The 17689-nt window shown below is 71.5% G+C and carries 12 protein-coding genes; 1 reads left to right on the top strand and 11 read right to left on the bottom strand.

The window, feature by feature from the left end:
• A partial coding sequence (locus KBX21_RS27005) for an HNH endonuclease signature motif containing protein (protein ID WP_282104589.1) occupies positions 1-1345 on the bottom strand: 1345 nt, incomplete at its 3' end.
• Between the two features lie 409 nt (positions 1346-1754).
• Positions 1755-2501, bottom strand: a complete 747-nt coding sequence (locus tag KBX21_RS24435; protein WP_049579651.1) for an SDR family NAD(P)-dependent oxidoreductase — start codon at positions 2499-2501, stop codon at positions 1755-1757.
• A gap of 103 nt (positions 2502-2604) precedes the next feature.
• Here KBX21_RS24435 and KBX21_RS24430 point away from each other — a divergent pair, with 103 nt between their 5' ends.
• A complete protein-coding gene (locus KBX21_RS24430) occupies positions 2605-3204 on the top strand; it encodes a TetR/AcrR family transcriptional regulator (protein ID WP_049579648.1) in 600 nt (199 codons plus the stop codon).
• A 185-nt stretch (positions 3205-3389) separates the two neighbouring features.
• Here KBX21_RS24430 and KBX21_RS24425 read toward each other — a convergent pair whose 3' ends face one another.
• The 9 genes from KBX21_RS24425 to KBX21_RS24385 form a co-directional block, all read right to left on the bottom strand.
• Positions 3390-5207 carry an acyl-CoA dehydrogenase gene (locus KBX21_RS24425; RefSeq protein WP_049579646.1) on the bottom strand — a complete coding sequence of 606 codons (1818 nt, stop codon included), beginning with the start codon at positions 5205-5207 and terminating at the stop codon, positions 3390-3392.
• A gap of 163 nt (positions 5208-5370) precedes the next feature.
• Positions 5371-7059, bottom strand: a complete 1689-nt coding sequence (locus tag KBX21_RS24420; protein WP_210843944.1) for a thiopeptide-type bacteriocin biosynthesis protein — start codon at positions 7057-7059, stop codon at positions 5371-5373.
• Positions 7056-8453, bottom strand: coding sequence for a hypothetical protein (locus KBX21_RS24415; protein WP_210843943.1), 1398 nt, complete (start codon positions 8451-8453; stop codon positions 7056-7058). The genes KBX21_RS24420 and KBX21_RS24415 overlap by 4 nt, the downstream gene beginning before the upstream one ends.
• Complete coding sequence (locus KBX21_RS24410) at positions 8405-10207, bottom strand: YcaO-like family protein (RefSeq protein ID WP_210843942.1); 1803 nt, start codon at positions 10205-10207, stop codon at positions 8405-8407. The genes KBX21_RS24415 and KBX21_RS24410 overlap by 49 nt, the downstream gene beginning before the upstream one ends.
• Positions 10198-12024, bottom strand: a complete 1827-nt coding sequence (locus KBX21_RS24405) for a hypothetical protein (RefSeq protein ID WP_210843941.1) — start codon at positions 12022-12024, stop codon at positions 10198-10200. The genes KBX21_RS24410 and KBX21_RS24405 overlap by 10 nt, the downstream gene beginning before the upstream one ends.
• Positions 12017-13165 (bottom strand): lantibiotic dehydratase C-terminal domain-containing protein, encoded by a 1149-nt coding sequence (locus tag KBX21_RS24400; protein ID WP_210843939.1) that lies wholly within the window; start codon positions 13163-13165, stop codon positions 12017-12019. Before KBX21_RS24400 ends, KBX21_RS24405 begins: the two co-directional genes overlap by 8 nt.
• The gene (locus KBX21_RS24395; RefSeq protein ID WP_210843937.1) at positions 13162-15810 is read right to left on the bottom strand and encodes a lantibiotic dehydratase; all 2649 of its coding nucleotides are present in this window, start codon (positions 15808-15810) and stop codon (positions 13162-13164) included. Before KBX21_RS24395 ends, KBX21_RS24400 begins: the two co-directional genes overlap by 4 nt.
• Positions 15807-16691, bottom strand: a complete 885-nt coding sequence (locus tag KBX21_RS24390) for an ABC transporter permease (protein ID WP_049566831.1) — start codon at positions 16689-16691, stop codon at positions 15807-15809. The genes KBX21_RS24395 and KBX21_RS24390 overlap by 4 nt, the downstream gene beginning before the upstream one ends.
• On the bottom strand, positions 16688-17605 hold the full coding sequence (locus KBX21_RS24385) for an ABC transporter ATP-binding protein (protein WP_049566828.1): 918 nt from the start codon (positions 17603-17605) through the stop codon (positions 16688-16690). The genes KBX21_RS24390 and KBX21_RS24385 overlap by 4 nt, the downstream gene beginning before the upstream one ends.
• Between the last annotated feature and the right edge of the window lie 84 nt (positions 17606-17689).

The raw sequence follows: 17689 nt of genomic DNA, 5'->3' as shown, positions 1-17689 counted from the left end.
GTGGTTCCGGCGGGGGTGGTGGTTCTGGTTTTGGTGGTGGGTTTGGGGGCTTGTGTGTGGGGCGGCCTTTCCAGGCGGCCCGGTGGGGGTTGTTCTCCCGCCTCCATTTGAGGCGGTTGTGGGTGGAGCACAGCGGCTGGATGTTTCCGGCGCTGGTGTGCCCGCCCTGGGAGTAGCTGGTGATGTGGTCCGCTTCGGTGGCGCTGATGGGGACGTCGCACCCTTGGGGCCAGGCGCAGGTGGTACGGCCGTGGTGGGCCACGGTGCGGATCTGTTCGGGGGCGTTACGCATCCCGCGTCCCACGTCCAGGGGTTTGCCGGTGGCGGGGTCGGTGATCACCCGCCGCAACACACTGTTAGGGGCCATGGCGTGCACGGCTTCCATGGCCAGCACCATCCCGTCCTGCGTCGCAGCAGCACCCTCGCCACCACCCGAAACCGGGGTGGGGGTGGTGGTGTGGTGGCCCGTGTAGACGTCCAGGGGGACGGTCACGTTGATCATCGCGAGTGGGCCGGGGGGTTTGGTGCACCCCTGGTGGCCCAGCGCGGCCTTGACCAGGTGCATGAACGCGTCGTAGGAACGCTCCGCCTTGGACTGCTCCGGCCCGGTGGGGTTGGGGGGTTTGGTGAAGGCCCCCACGGCTTTCTCCAACAGTTCGGCGTCCACTTCCGGGCCCCAGGCCTGGAGGTAGAAGGAGCCTTCGAAGCTGCGCACCACGTCCAGGCGGCGGGCGTCGAAGGCTTTCTTGTACTCGTCCTGGACCAGGGTGGGGTGGAGTTGGGTGGAGACGCGCTTGCCCAGTTGGGTGAGTTGGGCGGCGGACAGGGTCGGCTGGTCGGCTTTGGCGGCCATGAGTCCGGAATCCATCAACACTCGAAACTCATCCGCGTCCGGAAATTGGTTCTTGTCGCGGGTTGTGGTGGCTGCTTCTACCGCTTTCGCGGTCGCAGCGGCTTCGCCCAGGGAAAGCACCCCGGCGTCCAGGGCTGTGCGGGTGTGGGGGAGTTCTTCGTTGAAGAGGGCTTGGGCCAGGCAGGCCAGGGAGCGGGCCTGGGCCGCACTGGTGCCCAGGGCTTGGGTGATCCATCCGGCCAGGGTGCGTTGTCCGCCGACTTCGAGGAGGTTACCGGTGGCCTGGATCTGGGCCAGGCGCAACAGGATGGCGAGTGTGGCCTGGTCCATGTCCTGCCACAGGTGGCAGATCTCGTCCAGCACCCCCGCTACCGCACCAGCCGGAGGAACCTCAGCCAGAGCGTGGGTGACCTGTTCCCTCGCGTGGCGCATCGCGGTCACAGCGGGAGAGCGTCCCGCCATAACCGTGTGGTGCGCGAAAGAGAAGGTCATGCTTCCATTGTATGCGCGAATACAAGGAAAGAGAATAGAAAGGCAAGGTGGAATGTGACCTGGAATGCCAGGTTTCTTTCCCTTGTAAAGGGGTTGTGGATAACCCCGAAAACGGTGCCTGGGTGTGTTATGTAAAACGCCCCAGACAGTAAGCCTTTGCTGACCTGGTCATGCTCTGGCGATCAAGGGGTCTGGACTGCGGCGATGAGTTAGCTCTGCGCGGCGTCCCGCAATGCGTCCATGAGCCCGTGCGCAATCCGGATCCGCTCGGTTCCAGATGCAGGCCGACGACGGCCACGGACGGCTGGGTGGCAGAAGTGGCCCGGGAATCTGCCATGGAAAGGGGCCGTACTTCTGCGCTACCGTCGGCCGCGATCCGTGGCCGCTCGCCGTTTGCTGCTCGGTCGCGCTATGCGCCGTATCCGCCGTCGATCCTCAGCACTGCGCCGGTGACGTATGAGGCTTGCGGGCTGGCGAGGAAGACGACGCCCGCGGCGATCTCCTCCGGCCTGCCGTACCGCCCCATCGCCGTTGTCGGAAGGAACATGGGGGCGGCCGGGCTGTCTGCGGGGTTCATCTCGGTGTCGATGAACCCGGACTGGATGACGTTGACCGTGATGCCCCGGTGGGCCAGATCGCGGGCGGCGCCCCGGCTGTAGCCCTCGAGGGCCGACTTGGTACCCGCGTAGTCGCTCATTCCGGGGAAGCCCACCCGTGTTCCTACGCCCGAGCTGATGCTGACGATCCGCCCGCCGTCGGGCAGCAGCGGGAACGCCGCTCGGACCGCGGCCACCACACTGGTGTAGTTGATGGCGAGCTGGCGGTCGAAGGCGGCCTCGTCGGCGAGCTCGCTGTCGATCGGGGCACCGACGGTGACGCCCGCGTTGTTGACCAGAATGTCCAGCTTTCCGAAATGCTGGACCACGCTGTGGATCAGGCCCGCCGCCTGCGCCGCGTCCGCCTGGTCTGCCTGGAAGGCCGCCGCACGCACTCCCTTCGCCTCCAGGTCGGCGACCACGGCCTTGGCCTGATCCGCCGAGGACGAGTAGCTGATCGCGACGTCGGCTCCCTCGTCAGCTAGCGCCAGCGCCGAGGCCGCCCCGATTCCTCGCGACCCGCCAGTCACGATCGCCACCTTGTTGTCCAGCTTTCCCATGTGCTTCCCACTTCCCTGGGTACGACGTGCCACGGAGTTCTTGACCGTTCGGTCCACCATAAGCATGGTGGACCGAACGGTCAAGAACTCGTATCCTGTTCGCATGGCACGTCCGCGATCGTTCGACGAGAAGCAGGTACTGAACGCCGTCCGTGATCAGTTCTGGGAGGCCGGTTACGCCGCGACCTCGCTGGAAGACCTGATGCGGGTCAGCGGGCTGGGCAAAGGCAGCCTGTATGCGGCGTTCGGCGACAAGCGTCAGCTCTTCCTCCGGGTGCTGCGCAGCTACACCGACGACAGCCATGGCCATCTTCGGGAAGCCCTCGCCGAGGCTCCACGGGCCCTGGACGCACTGCGCATGCTCCTCGAGGCGCCGATCGACGACCCGACCGGCGCCGGCACGCGGCGGGGCTGCCTGATGGCCAACAGCACCTGCGAACTCGGTAACGCCGATCCGGAAGTCCTCGACCACGCCCACCGCACCTACGAGACGTCCACCGCGCTGATCGGTGACTGCGTCGCCCGCGCCCAACGCGAGGGCGACCTACCGGCCGGAGCGGATCCGATCGCACTGGCGCGGGCCCTCCTGGCCGCGCAACAAGGGATCTTGTTCATGGGCCGGACCGGGCTGGACGCGGCCACACTGACCGCCACAGCACGCTCACTTACGGCTCAACTCCTGCCGGACCCCTCCGGCGACTGAACCGGCAGCCGCGGCACGGGCCCGAACGGCACAAGGCCTGGGGGCTCTCTTTGCCTCGCTGCCGCCTTCGTTCACGACGGTAACCAGCCGCGACACGAGAAACGATTCGCACGGGACCCTGGGAACAGCGGAGGGGCGGGACGATCGCTCGTCCCGCCCCTCAGGCGCTTGGGCCCTCCAGAAGGCTAGAAGGCCTCCTCGGGAACCTCCATGACGCCCAGGTTCACGCCGTTGGCGATCTTCAGCTCGGACTCCACGCGCGGCAGGAACTGCTCGGCGAAGAAGCGCGCGGCGGCGATCTTGCCGGTGTAGAAGTTCCTGTCGTCGTCGCTGGCGCCGTCGAGGCTATTGAGCGCGATCTCGGCCTGACGGAGCAGCAGCCAGGCGAAGACGACGTCGCCGAAGGCGAAGAGCAGGCGGACGGAGTTCAGACCGACCTTGTAGAGCTCGCGGGAGTCCTCGGCGGAGCTCATCGCGTGGCCGACCATGAGCTCGACCAGCTTCTCGACCTGGCCCAGGGCGGTCAGCAGGAGGGTGCGCTCCTCCTTGAGCTGGCCGTTGCCGGCCTCGCTCTCGGCGAAGGCCCTGATCTCGGCGGACAGCTTGCCGATGGCCTGGCCGCCGTTCTTCACGATCTTGCGGAAGAAGAAGTCCTGGGCCTGGATGGCCGTGGTGCCCTCGTAGAGGGTGTCGATCTTCGCGTCACGGATGTACTGCTCGATCGGGTACTCCTGGAGGAACCCGGAGCCGCCGAGGGTCTGGAGGGACTCGGCGAGCAGCGCGTAGGAGCGCTCCGAGCCCACGCCCTTGACGATGGGCAGCAGGAGGTCGTTCATGGCCTCCAGCTCGGTGACGTCCTCGCCCTTGGAGTGGGCGATCTGGATGGCGTCCTGCTGGGTGGCGGTGAAGATGACCAGCGAACGCATGGCCTCCACGTACGCCTTCTGCGTCATGAGGCTGCGACGCACGTCCGGGTGGTGCGTGATGGTGACCTTCGGGGAGTTCTTGGGCCCGGCGAGGTCGTTGCCCTGCACGCGGTCCTTGGCGTACTCCAGGGCGTTCAGGTAACCCGTGGACAGGGTGGCGATCGCCTTGGTTCCGACCATCATGCGCGCGTACTCGATGACGAGGAACATCTGGCGGATGCCGTCGTGCTTGTCACCGACGAGGTAACCGATGGCGGGGTGCTTGTCGCCGAAGGTCAGCTCACAGGTGGTGGAGGCCTTGAGGCCCATCTTGTGCTCGACGTTGGTGACGTAGGCGCCGTTGCGCTCGCCGAGGGAACCGTCCTCGTTCACCAGGTACTTCGGCACCAGGTAGAGCGAGAGGCCCTTGGTGCCGGGGCCGGCGCCCTCGGGGCGGGCCAGCACCAGGTGGAAGATGTTCTCGGTCATGTCCTGCTCGGCCGAGGTGATGAAGCGCTTCACACCCTCGATGTGCCAGGTGCCGTCACCCTGGTCGGTGGCCTTGGTGCGGCCGGCGCCGACGTCCGAACCGGCGTCCGGCTCGGTCAGCACCATGGTGGCGCCCCAGCCGCGCTCGATGGCCTGCTCGGCGAACTTCTTCTGCGCCTCGTTGCCCTCGGAGTGCAGGATGCTCGCGAAGCCGGGACCGGCGGAGTACATGTGGACGGAGGGGTTCGAGCCCAGGATCAGCTCGGCGGCGGACCACACCAGGGAGCGGGGGGCACCGAGGCCGCCGAGCTCCTGGGGCAGGTCAAGGTTGTACCAGCCGGCGTCCATGTAGGCCTGGTAGGACTTCTTCAGGCTCTCGGGGAGGGCGACCGTGTTGGTCTTGGGGTCGAAGACCGGCGGGTTGCGGTCGGCGTCCTCGAAGGACTCCGCGATGACACCGGTGGCGAGGCGGTTGATCTCGTCCAGGATGGTGCGCGCGGTCTCCTCGTCCAGCTCCTCGAACGGGCCGTCGCCCAGTACGTCCTGACGTCGGAACAGCTCGAAGAGGTTGAACTCGATGTCGCGCAGGTTGCTCTTGTAATGCGTCATGGACAGCTCCGCTGTGTCTCCCTGGCCGCGGTGTCTGTACACGCGGATCTACCGACTAGTAACAAGTCAATGTTACTACTCAGTAGAACAAGATGCCAGTGGCGGTGGACACTTGTGTCCCCAGGGGTAGGTAAAGGTGTCGTCCGTCCAGTTCCGGGGTCGCCTAGGTGCCCAGGGGCAACAGGGTCAGCACCGTGCGGTCCACGCCGTCCAGGTGCAGCAGCGCGTTGGCCGCGTCGTCGGCGAACCCCGAGACGACCAGGGAGCGCAGGCCCAGGGCGGTCGCGCACAGGGACATGTTCTGGGCCACGTGACCGCACTCCTGGAGCAGCAGCCGCAGGGCCCTCTGGCCGTATCCCCGCCGGAGCCTGCCGTGATCGCCGACGAGGAGGACCAGTGCCCCCGTCGTGGAGGCCTCCACCCCGGGGCGGCCGTCGGCGTGTTCCCGGAGGAACGGTGAGAGCTCGGTCAGACGGTCGATCTCTGGAGGCCCGTCCGCCCGAAGCAGGCGGTGGCCCTCGGGCCGGTAGCGGTAGACCCCCGGCTCCAGGCCCGTCACCTGCCGTGCCACCACCCAGACCTCCGTGGCGTAGGCCGCGCCCGGCGAGGGGTGGGTGCGCGGCGGCAGGTGGCGCCCGGGCTGGTCGGCGCGGTCACGGCTGATCCCGGCACCGTGGCCGAGCAGCGCGGAGAGGTCGGCCAGCTCCAGGTGGGAACCGAAGTCACCGTGGTCGCTGTTGCGCTCGGCCAGAACCCGGCCGAGGGGCGCGGTGAGCGGGGCGGGTTCGGGGAGCGCCACCTCGGGTGCCTCCGACGCACCCTCGCGCACTTCTTCCGGAGGGACCTCGCGGGGCAGGTGGTCGCCGGCCATGGTGTCCGGGAGGTACTTGCTGGCCTCCAGGTAGTTGCGGTCCGGGGACCCGACGCCGGGGTCGAAGTAGTCGCCCGGCGGCTCCCAGCGGGGGTAGGCCAGCGAGAGGAGCCAGGCGATCCGGCGTTCGTCGTCGATGTCCAGCCCGAGCCGGTTGTGCGTCATGTGCAGCAGGGACCAGACGATCCGGTCCAGCCCGTTGGCCAGCCCCTCCTCGGTGTCGATCCGCCTCAGGCGCGCGACGGTCTCCCGCAGGCCCCGGTTCCACAGGTGGTGGGTGGAGGAACCGTCACCGGACACCAGCCGCTCCACCTGGGGACGCCGCTGCAACCACCGGGCGGGCGAGGAGTGGAACAGCCGCTCGGCGTCGGCCCGTGCCTGGGTCCCGCCGCGCGCCACCTCGGCCGAGTAGTCCCAGGTGGCGTAGTACCCGCGCGCCTGCCGCACCGCCGTCACGTCGTCGAACCCGAGCGCTCCGAAGGCGAGGGAGGTGAGGTCGACCGCCACCACCTGCCGCTGGTGCTGGTGGGGCGCCGACCTCAGGACGGCCAGGGCGATGCGTGTGCTCACGGCGAAGAAGTCCTCGCACACCTCCAGGGCGCGCGGCCCGCCGTACCGCTCGGTCTCGGGCTCGTACACCGCCTCCACCACGTCGCCGTCCGCGTGCCAGCGGGCGGGGTCGGCCTGGGGGAGGTTGGCGTAGTAGGTGCCGCTGTCCAGGTCCAGCGCGGCCCCCGAGGTCTCCTTGGCGAGCGCGCGCATGCGGTCGGCGAACGCGGCGACGGCGTCCGGTTCGGCGTCCAGGAACCGGACCCGCAGGTGGGGCCCGCCGTCCCAGTAACGGAGGAAGAACCAGGAGGCGGCGCGCCCCGTGGAGACCATCCCGTCCGCTTCGGGGGCCAGGTGCTCCAGGAGGAAGGCGTTGATGTCGGCGCCGCTGCGGTGCAGGTACACGTACACGGCGGACCAGGTGCGGGTCATGGGGTCTCCGGGGCGGCGTCGACGGGGGTGTCCATGTAGGTGCCGCGTTCGGCTCGCACCCACAGCTGGTAGACGGGGGTCTGTTCGGGTTCCAGGCCGAGGGCGAAGGCCCAGTCGGCCTCCGAGTAGTTGCGCATGGGGCGGGCGCACAGGTCGGTGGCGGCGGCCCCGAGGCAGCCCCACTGTGTGATCCACCCGAGGAGGGTGTGCAGGACCGTCTCGGCGTGTTCCGGTCCGAGGGCACGGGCCCAGGCGGGGAAGTCCACGGTGAGGGTGTGGCCGAGGGTGGCGGAGAAGTTGGTCTCGCCGGTGCGGGGCGCGGGTCGGGAGGGCCCCGCGGTGCCGTCTGGGTGGAGCTCGCGCACGACCCGGTCGTCCACCCGGTCCCCCTCCAGTGCGTGCTGGTACAGGCGCAGGGTGCGGGGGTGGGGGAGGGCGTCGTGGGCGGCGGCGAGTGCCCGCGTCAGCCCGGAGTTGATCGTCGATCCCTGGCTCGGGCTCACGTACGCGCTGGTCACCAGGTTGGCTGTGGAGACCCCGCTGGTCCGCTCGTCGAGCCAGCGGCGCAGGGTTCGACCGGGCGGGGCGACGGTCGCCGCCACTCGGGCGGTGGCCTCGGGGGAGAGGACCACCCCGCTCGGAGCGCTGGGGAGTGGGGCGGTGGTGCGCGGGGGCGCGGTGTCGAGGGTGAGGGCGGCGACCGCGGTCATGCCCTCCGGGAGCAGCTGGGCCGCCTCCGCGCAGGCCGGGTGCGCCGGGTCGGGGTGGGTGTGCGGTCGCAGCCCCGCGCGGGTGAGGGTCAGGCCGAGTGTGGCCAGGAGGTGCCCGGCCTCCAACCGCGCGAGGGAGGGCCGCAGCCTTCCGTACTCGGGCGGGTACCGGTTCTGGTCCACCGCCACCACCAGGCGGGCCCCGTCCAGGTCCGCGGGGGCTCCCGGCCCCCCGACCGGCTGGAGGGCGTGCGACTGCGGGTCCACCCGCAGGCACCACGCGGCCCCCTCGGGCGGGAGCAGGAAGAGGTCCGCCCCGAACAGGCCGCGCGGCGAGGGGTAGGCGCGGTGGACCGGGTACCGGTCGGCCGCCGAGATCCGGCGTACCCGCACGGCCTCCACACACGCTGCGAGCAGGCGCTGAGCGGGTGGCCAGCCACCGCCGAGCGCGGTCGCGGCGGCGTCCAGGTCGCGCAGCGGAGCCAGCGCGGGCAACGGCGGCCGCAGCTGTCCCGGGACCGGCAGGGCCAGCCCGTTCGACGGTTCGTCGCCGAAGAACAGCGTCTCGACCTGGGTCACGTCCTTGTCGTGGGACTGCGCGTGGAAGTGCGCGAGCGCCTCCTCGAATCCGCTCCTCACGGGAACGGGTGCGGATCCGGGTACGTCCTGCCGGGCGCTTCCCATGGAACCCCTCCCTCGAACAGCGCGGACGCTCGGGTCAGCCGCTCCAGGGAGCGGGTTCGGCGGTGTGTGTGGCCGAAGGTCATCGGCAGGGCCCCGGGCACGATCACCTTGACCGCGCGGGTGCCGGTGGCCGCCGTGTACGGGGCGCTGCTCTGGTCGACGACCACCACGTCCAGGCCGAGCTCGTGCACGGCGGCGAGTCGGGCGCGCAGCACCGAGGCGAGGTCGGTTCCGGCGAAGGAGGGGGGCCGACCTTCGGTGAGCCGGTCCAGGGCCACTTCTCCGCTGGGGTGTTCCAGGAACTCCCACATCGGACGGGCCTCCCACAGCCCGTGCAGGCCCGTGTGGTCCTCCAGGGTGCGTACCAGGGTGGGGTCGTCGAGCATGGGCCGACACCGATCCACCGAGACGGACGGGCGCATCCGCACCCACTTGGGGTACATCAGCGCGTTGGTCGCGGTCTCCTCCACCGCCGCCATGAGGGCGCGGCGCGGGTCGAGGTGGGTGCCGGTGGCCAGGCTGAGCGCGGGTGCCCGCCCCGCGCGGACCACCTCCTCGGGGGCGGTGACCGTCGCCAGGACGGTGGGTATCCCCAGGTCGGAGGTGAGGTCGAACAGGCGCAGGGTGAGGCCGCGCTCGGTGAGCAGGTCCGTGAGGTGGGCCAGGTCCGGGTCGTCGGCCCCCTCGATGAGTCGTAGCCGGGTGCGTGAGTACCAGGCGAGCAGGAACGCGTCCCGCTCCACCACCTCGAACAGTCCGTACAGGACCGCCTCCGCGAGGGTTCCGCCCACGGCGCAGCCGTTGGACGACTCGTACAGGAAACGTTCCTCGGCGCGGCCCGCGTGCCAGTACGCGACGTGTTCGGGGACCAGGACGCGGCGGCGCTCCCGGGTGGACCATCCCCACACCCAGGTCGTGGGGGTGTGCGGGGTGTAGGGCACGGGGTCGAACGAGGGGTGCCCGTACCACTCGGGTTCGTGCAGGCCGAGGCGTGCGGGGTCGACCGCGTCGTCGGCGACCTCCGCGTAGGAGCCGTGGACGGTGGCGGCGCCGGTCAGCCGTCGTCCGCCGGTCACCCGCTCCACCCCTTCGAGGAAGGCGGGGATCTCACTCGCGGTGAAGCGGGTGGAGCGCCCGTAGCCGCCCTCCCGGGACGCGTGTCCGGGGGCGACGGTCTCGCAGGTCATGAGCGCCAGTGGCGACTCCTCGTCGCGGTAGACGTGCGCGACGGGTCCGAACCGGAAGTCCAGCAACCGGTCGCGGAGGTCGTCGCTGTCCATGGCACGGGTGCGCAGGGCGTCGCCGACGACGGGCAGCGGGGCGGTGAGTTCGGGGGTGTCACCCGGTACCGCGACCGCAAGCCCCTGGCCGTCGGGGAAGCAGTGCCCGCAGGAGGGGTGGGGGACGAAACCGTGCCGGGTCACCTCCCCGGTGCGACAGTCCAGCGCGATCAGGCGAAGGCGCAGGTCGGCGGGGTCGGTGGCGGCGGCCAGGGCGGAGAACACGTCGCGCCACAGAGTGAGGAGGTGCTCCGGCGCCGGTGGGACGGGGGTCAGTTCGCCCTCCACGTCGGCGCGCCAGAGCCCGGCGCACCGGGCGCAGCCCGCGGCCCCGTCGGGGGTCCACGGGCCGAGGATCGCCAGGGCGCCGCTCATCGCGGAGTGCAGGACCCCGCCCGCGACGCGCACCGTGTGCGGACTGTCGAGGGTGGCGCCTGAGGGGAGAGGCCGGTGGCTGTCGGGGGTCAGGTCCACGCGGCCACCGCCGAGTGCACCCCGAGGTCGCGCCAGGTGTCGGCGCCCTCGGGTGCGTCCACCCGCACCTGTCCCGTCTCCCGGGCCCACCGGGCGAGGGTTCGCGTGCCGGTGGCGAGGGGTGGCAGGAGGGCGTCGGGGGCCTCCTCGGCCAGCCGCACGCGCGCGACCGCTTGGAGCAGGGCCTCCTCGACACAGGTCACGGGGTCGGGTGCCGCGCTCGTTCCCAGCGGATCTCCTTCCGAGAACACCCGGGAGCGCCACACACCGGTGCCGTCGAGCTCCTGGAGGGCGAGCTCGACCGGCACTCCGAACCGCAGGGTGAGCGCGGTCCACAGACGTCGCGCGGCGGGGGACGGGGACGGCTGGTCCACGTCCTTCCAACGTTCGTCGGGTTCCTGGAGGACGAGGTCGCCCACGGCGGCGCCGATCGCGGCGGTCGAGGTCAGGCCCAGCCCGTGCCCCGTCCCGGGCCCCGCCGTGCGTGCCTCCCCGTCGGCCCCGTCCCCCGCTCCGCCCGCTTCCTGACCTTCCTCAGCGCCTCCAACGGCCCTTTGAACGGCGCCTCCAGCGGTCTGTCCGACAGTCCGCCCATCGGCCTCGCCCACGCCCTGTCCGACCCTCTGACCGGTGGTCCAACCACCGGCCGGGATCTCACCGACCTCCGGGCCGTCAGTGCCCCGAGCACGCCAAACGACCCCGTGCAGGGCGTTGAGCAGGGCGTTCTCTCGGGCCTGTGCGGTGGTGAGGCCGTAACCCGCGTGCCGTCCCGACCTGGCCAGGCCCACGGGCAGCTGGGACAGGTTCCCGGGTGCCGGTTCGGCCACCGGCCCGAAGACGCGGTCCCACAGGTGGGTGACGGTGTCCAGGCGGTCGGGGACCTCCAGCGGCTCCGGTGGACCGGTCTCCTCGGCGGCCGCCTCGGGCAGCACCTCGACGGAGCGCGGGTCCAGCGGCGCCGCGACGAGCAGGACGTGGGGTTCACTGACCAGCTCGTCCGTGGTCACCATGAACTCGGGGCCCGGCCCCGAAGCGGTCAGCGCGCCGGAATCCGACACGGCCCGCGCCACCTGCGCCACCAGCGCCAGGGCCAGCTGGGCGGCGACCAGGCTCCGGGTCACCTCCAGCGCGGAGTCGTCCGGCGCCAGGCGGTCCGGCTCGGTCTCCCTCTTGGCGAACCAGGCGCGCAACCGCCCCGACAGGTCCGGGGTGCCCGGACGGTCGCGCGGCCCGGTCAGCCAGAGTCCGTCGCCAGCGGCGACGACGTGTTCGGCCCCGTGCCCGGCCGCGTCCCCGTCGAGGGAGAGCCGGGTGCTCAACAGGACGGGGGCCTCGGGCGGGGGCCCGGTGTCCGCGTGCACCTCACCGAACCCCGCGCGGGCGAGCGCCCGCCGCACCCGCGCCTCCAGCAGCGGGCACGAGGAGCGCACCCGGACCACGCTCGTGCGCAGCGCGGCCAGCGCGGCGTGGGGCCGGTGGGTCGCCGACTCCAGGTGCGGGTAGGCGGCCCGCTCGGCGTCCGTGAGGGAGGCTGGTTCGGGTTCGAGGTCGCGGAGGAAGCGGTGTTCCTCCAGCTGGTCGAGGATGCCCGCCAGGAACGGCCGCCCCGCCTCGGGGAAGCGTCCCAGCAGCTCCGCCCGGTGGAACCCGGCGCGAAGGGTGGGTTCCAGGGCCCGCCACACGGTGTCGGCCCGGGCGCCCCGGACGACGACGGCGGTGGACCCCATGCTGAGCGCCACCCCCTCCGACGCGAGTGACCGGGCACGGACGGCGCTCTTGAGTCGTGTCGCGGGGGTGTTCGCGGTGGAGTCAGGCATCGCCCACCCACGGAAGGGTCGGCCTCAGCTGGGGGTCCTCGCTCTGGTGGTCGACGACCCGGCGGACGGTCTCCTCCCACCCCTCGCCCACCACCTCCTGCGCGGCCTCGGTGAACAGGTACGCGACCGAGTACCGCTGGACGGGGGCGACACCCATCAGCGGCAGGAGGTCGAAGAAGCAGTTGATGAGGAACCGGAAGGCCGCGAACCCGTACCCGTCGCCGAGCCGGGTGAAGTCGAGCTTGCGGAACTCCTGGTGGAAGTCGCTGTAGGAGCGGTCGTCGGAGCCGCTCCAGCGCACCCCGACGTCCTCGCCGAACTTCGCCGCCTGCTCCTGCCGGTCCGGATGCGGGAACGGCAGGATGTGTTCCTCGCGAGCCAGGGCGACCGCCTCGGGCAGCCAGCGGTCGGCCCACTCTCCCCAGGCCAGCGCGTACGGGTCCGCGCCGTCGCGCTCGTGCACCGCGCGCAGGGAGGCCACGAGTCCCTCGCGCTGGGTGCGGTAGGCGGTGGCCAGCCGTTCCTGCGCGGTCCCCTGGGGGTCCGACCAGTGGAAGTACTCCTTCCAGTGCGAGAGGAAGGCCTGGTACCCGGAGCGCAGCCCCCACTCGGGATAGCGCGTGGCGATCGCGCCCATCCCCGCGAAGACGTTCGCGGACACCGCCCGTTCGCCGCCGCGCCCTCCCGCGTGGTCGGCCACCCGGGAGAGGCCGTCGGTGAGGACCCGCCCCTTGAGGGCGACCGCCTCCGGGCCGCGCAGGAACGTGTCGACCGGGTCGCCCGCCAGCCGTCGCGTGCTGTTGTCCGGCTCGATCGGTGCGTAGGGGCCCTCCACCAGCTCCAGCCGCCCCATGCGCTGGGAGAAGGCCTCGTACTGCCCGGGGTCCAACCGCCGGTCTGAGGGGTGATGGCCCAGGAAGGCGCGGACGCCCTCCTCGGCCTCGGACACCGCGGCCTCCACTGCGGCCGGGTCACCGTCCGCGTAGAGGACGCAGTGCGGTCCGAGCCGCCAGTGCAGGTGCAGCCAGGCCGCGGTGACGCCGGTACGCGCGGCGGCCGCGCGCGCCGCCGGTACGAGGCAGTCTCCGAGCAGGGTGCTCTTGTCGCTGTCGTGGTAGTTGACTCTGAGTCCGACGGTCAAGGGGTCAGCCTCGCTTCGCCTGGGGGATGGGAAGGGGGAGTGGCGTCGGTGCGCGCCGCGCGCGGCACCGTGGAGAGTTCGAGGAACAGTTCGCTGGCGTGCTCACCGACGGGGCTGCGCACCCGGTGGTGGTCCGGCCCGGGGAGCATCTCCTCCACCAGGAGCGCCGGTCCCAGGTGGGCCAGGCGTTTGGCGGCGGTGCCGGTGTGCAGCCTGCTCAGGAAGTCCACGTGCTGCGGTTTGGGCGCCATGGCGCGTTCCAGCGGCCCGAGGCGGGACCCCTGGAGCGGGCGGACGAACACCTGCTCGGGGATGCCCCGGAGTTCGCGTTCCACGTTGAGCCGTCGGTGCAGCTGTGCGGGGGACTCCTCGGAGCGGGGTGAGAGGTCGGCGGTGTCCATGCCCCACCTGCGGCGGAACAGGGTGAGTTCACCGAAGCCGATCCTGGGCGTCCCGCCATGGAACCCGTGCTCGGTCCACCGTTCGTGGAGGTCGATGGTGAGGTCGCCGAAGGAGAAGAACGGCGAGTCCGCGACCATCGCCACGAGCATCTCGTCGTAGGGCAGCGCGTGCGGCACGAGGAACCCGGTGTAGACGGGGTCGATCTCGCGGCCGTCGCCCCGGACCAGGCGCAGCCCGTGCGGGGTGTGTACCAGGGTGAGGTCCAGGGTGGAGGGTCCGGGTACCAGGGTGGGTTCGTCGCGCAGCGCCAGTTCCTCGTCGGCGAGGGCGGGCGAGAGGTTCGCGTTGAATCCCAGCGCCGACCGCATGTGCACGGTGTCGGCCTCCTCAGGGCCCAGCCGTCGCACGTGCTCGGCGACCCTTTCCCGGAACTCCTCCGGCAGCTGGCCGAGGAACCGGCTGAAGTAGCGGGCCCGGCCGCCGTAGAGGTGGTTGACCACCAGACCGTCCGGAACGACCTGGCCGAACACCGCGAAGGAACGACGGGCGGCGAACTCCCGGTCCGGCAGCATCGCCGCGACCTCGTCCACCACGGCGGGGTCGACGTCCACCCGCTCCCCGCCGGAACGGCCGAGTTCCACGAGGTGGTTCACCGCGCGCCGCCGCGCTGCCAGCACCCGGGTCAGCTCCGGGTCGGCCCCGGCCAGGGCGGCGGGCTCACCGCCCATGAGCTCCTGGGTCAGCGGGAAGGCCGCCCGGGCGTGCTGGGCGAAACCCTCCAGGTCCGTGCAGCGCCCGCCCCGGCCGTACCGGGACACGAACACCTGCTCCAGCGCACCGGAGAGCACGCGCTGGTCGTCCAGCGCGAACAACATCGGCATGAGCCGACCCAGGTCGGCCGACCACGCGCGGGTGCGGTCGCGTTCCACGGGGACGCCGCGCGAGACCAGGCAGTCCTCCACGACCGGTGAGGTGGCGGAGCCCTCCACACCCACCGCCGCCGACCACAGGTGTTGCAGTCGCAGCACGTCGACCGCCCGACCGGCGCCGTCGGATTCGGCGAGCCCGGCCAGCACCGCCTCGGTCTCCTCGAAGGCGGACGCCACCCGGGCCGCCGCCTCGCCGGGCAGGGTGCCGGCCAGCCGGTGCCAGTGCCGAGTGAAGTCGGGGGACTGTTCGGGCACGGGTGACCACGGCACGAGGACGCCCACGTCGATGAGCTTGTCCAGGACGCCGAGCGCCCGCTCGGCTCCGCAGCCGAGTTCGGCGGCGACCGCGTCACGCAGTGCCGCCAACCGCACCGGGGTGGCCGCGCGCTTCTCCAGGACCGTGACGAGGCGGTCCCAGCTCCCGGTCATGGGCAGCCGGACCTCCTCCTCACCGAAGGCCTCCGCGCGCAGCCCGGGGGAGGGCGGCGCCCAGCGGCGGCGGCGTACGACCAGACGTTCTCCCTGGTCGGAGGTCTCGCGTCGGGCCCCGCCGGTGAGCACCCACTCAAGGTCGAGACGCGCCTCGGGGTCGGCGGCCAGTGTCCGCGCCGCCTGCCGGGGCAGCAGCCGCCGGAGCGCGGCGTGCGAGGTGAGGCGCAACGGCTGGTCGGCGTCCTCGGGGGCCTCGGCCTCCAAGGGCGTGAAGTGCACGGCGGTGTACAGCGAGTACGGGCTGACCTTCACCGTGGAGCGGGAGAAGTACCGGACCAGGGCGGCCTCGGCCTTGCGCATCCGCTTGTCGGGGGCCTGATCGGTGGCGGCGCGGGCGGCCACCGCCCGGTGCAGATCCGGGCTGGACAGCGCGGTCGCACGGTCCACGCCGGGATCGCGGGCCCACGCGGTCAGCGCCGCGCGCTCGGCCAGGAGCGCGGGCTCGTGTTCGGCGTCCACTGAGGCGGCCGTGGCAAGCGCCTCCCGCCAGTTGTCCGCCCACACGGCGAGGAGGGGGATCTCGCGGGTGACCGGGTGGTCGAGGAGGTCCTCCCGGGGCGGGCGGCGGTTGAACACGGCGCGTTTGGCGGCCAGCGCAGCGCTCCGGTGGGCGCCCAGCTCGGGCGCGGCCCGGTGGAGGGCGTCCAGCAGCCGTTCGCGCAGCTCCTCGCGTTCGCGTTCCAGCCGGGCGAGGCTGCGCAGCCCAGACGCGGTCGGGGCGTCCCCGCGCAGATGTCGGTGGGGATGGGGGTTGACCCGGGAGACCAGGTAGGGACCCTCCACGACCTCGAAGGACCGTGAGGGTTCGGCGGGAGTGTTCAAGCCCCGGTCCCCTCGGGCGCCTTGGCCTCGTCCTTGCCCTTGCCCTTGCTCCGGGACGAACCGAAACCGCGCGGTTCCCGCTCGGAGGCCCACCGGAACCAGCGCAGCGCCGCCACGGTGCCCAGCAACGACCACGCCATGAGCAGCGCCACCGAGGACCAGTCCCACACGGGCCCGGACTCGGACAACGCGCCCTGGATGAGGAGGGTCAGCGGTCGGCCCGGCAGCAGGTCCACGACGGCGCCCACCGTGTCACCCAACGGCAGGATGATGAACCCGCCCGCGAGGAAGGCCGCGGGGAAGAAGATGCCGTTGACCATGGGCACGGCGGCGTCGGCGTTGGGCGGCAGCAGGGAGGCGGCGGCGCCGAGCGGGGCCATGCACACGAAGCCGAGCAGCAGAGCCGTCAACAGCTGGGGCAGGCGGGCCGGGTCGATGGTCACACCCATGCCGAGCAGACCGATCGCGGTCACCACTCCCAGCACGATCACGGCGGTGAGCAGCGTGTTCACCAGGTAGGCGCCCATCACGGTGGCCGGGCTGACCGGTGTGGTGCGGAAGCGCTTGAACAGCCCGTGGTGGCGGCGGATCGCCAGCCCGATGGCGACGTTGGCGAAGGCCACGGACATCAGCGCGAAGCCGAGGATGCCGCCGAAGCTCAGGTTGGCCTGGGTGATCCCGTGTTCGCCCACGAGCCGGATCTCGTCCGCCTGGGAGCGGAAGGCCAGCCCGAACCCCACGTAGAACATCACCGGCATCAGCACGATGAACGCCAGGGTGATGGGGGAGCGCCAGAACTCCTTGAGTTCCCCGTCCACGTGCAGCCAGAAGGAGGACGGGCGGCGGGTGCTCCGCGCGCGTTCGGTTCCCGTGACGCTCATTCGCTCTTCTCCGCTTCCAGCACGCCGTTCTCCAACATCGCCACGTACGCGTCGTCCAGGCTGGGCGGCACGATGGTGAGGCCGCTGATCCGCGTCCCCTCGTCCCGCGCCCAGGCCTGCACCCGCTCCACCACCGCGTCCTGGTCGTCAGTGAGGATGCGCGCCCTCCCGTTGACCAGTGCGGCGCCCTCGGGGAGGCGACCGTCCGTCCCCTCGGGGAGCGCGAACTCCACCACCGTGTACGCCGCCGAGCCCCGGACGAGGTCGTCGGGGCTGCCGGAGGCGATGAACGAGCCGTCGCGGATGACGTCCACCCGGTCGGCGAGTTCCTGGACCTCGGTGAGGTCGTGGGAGGTCAGGACCACGGTCGTGCCGCTCTCGCGCAGTCCCGCCACCAGGCTGCGGATGCGGCGGCGTGAGACGGGGTCCAATCCCGTGGTGGGTTCGTCGAGGAAGAGCAGCTCCGGGCGGCCGGTCAGCGCGAGGGCGAGGTCGAGCCGGCGGCGCTGGCCGTCGGAGAGCGACTTGACCAGGGCGGAGCGCTTCTCCGTCAGCTCCACCTGGGCGAGGGCCTCGTCCACGTCGAGCGGGTCCGGGTAGTAGGAGGCGTGGCGGCGCACGATGTCGCGGACCGACAGCCCCGGTTCCAGCATGGTCTGTTGCAGCACCACGCTCATGCGCTTGCGGAGCTCGGCGAAGTCGCGGCGGTTGCCGGGGTCGAGCCCGAGCACCTCCACCCGTCCCGAGGTGCGTCCCCGGTGCCCCTCCAGGATCTCGATCAGCGTCGTCTTGCCCGCCCCGTTGGGGCCGAGCAGCGCGGCGATCTGTCCGGCGGGCACTTGGTAGGAGATGCGGTGGAGCACCTCTCCCTTCCCGTAGTCCTTGGTGATGTCCGTGGCGTCGATCGCGTACACGTGCGGCCCTCGTCGTGCTTCTACTGGGGGGTTCGGGGCAGGGGGGGGGCGACCCCGGCGAGAGGGCCGCCCCGGTTCAGGGGG

Source organism: Nocardiopsis sp. B62, from assembly GCF_018070675.1.
Classification (GTDB): domain Bacteria; phylum Actinomycetota; class Actinomycetes; order Streptosporangiales; family Streptosporangiaceae; genus Nocardiopsis; species Nocardiopsis prasina.
This window is presented reverse-complemented; position numbering and strand designations above follow the sequence as displayed.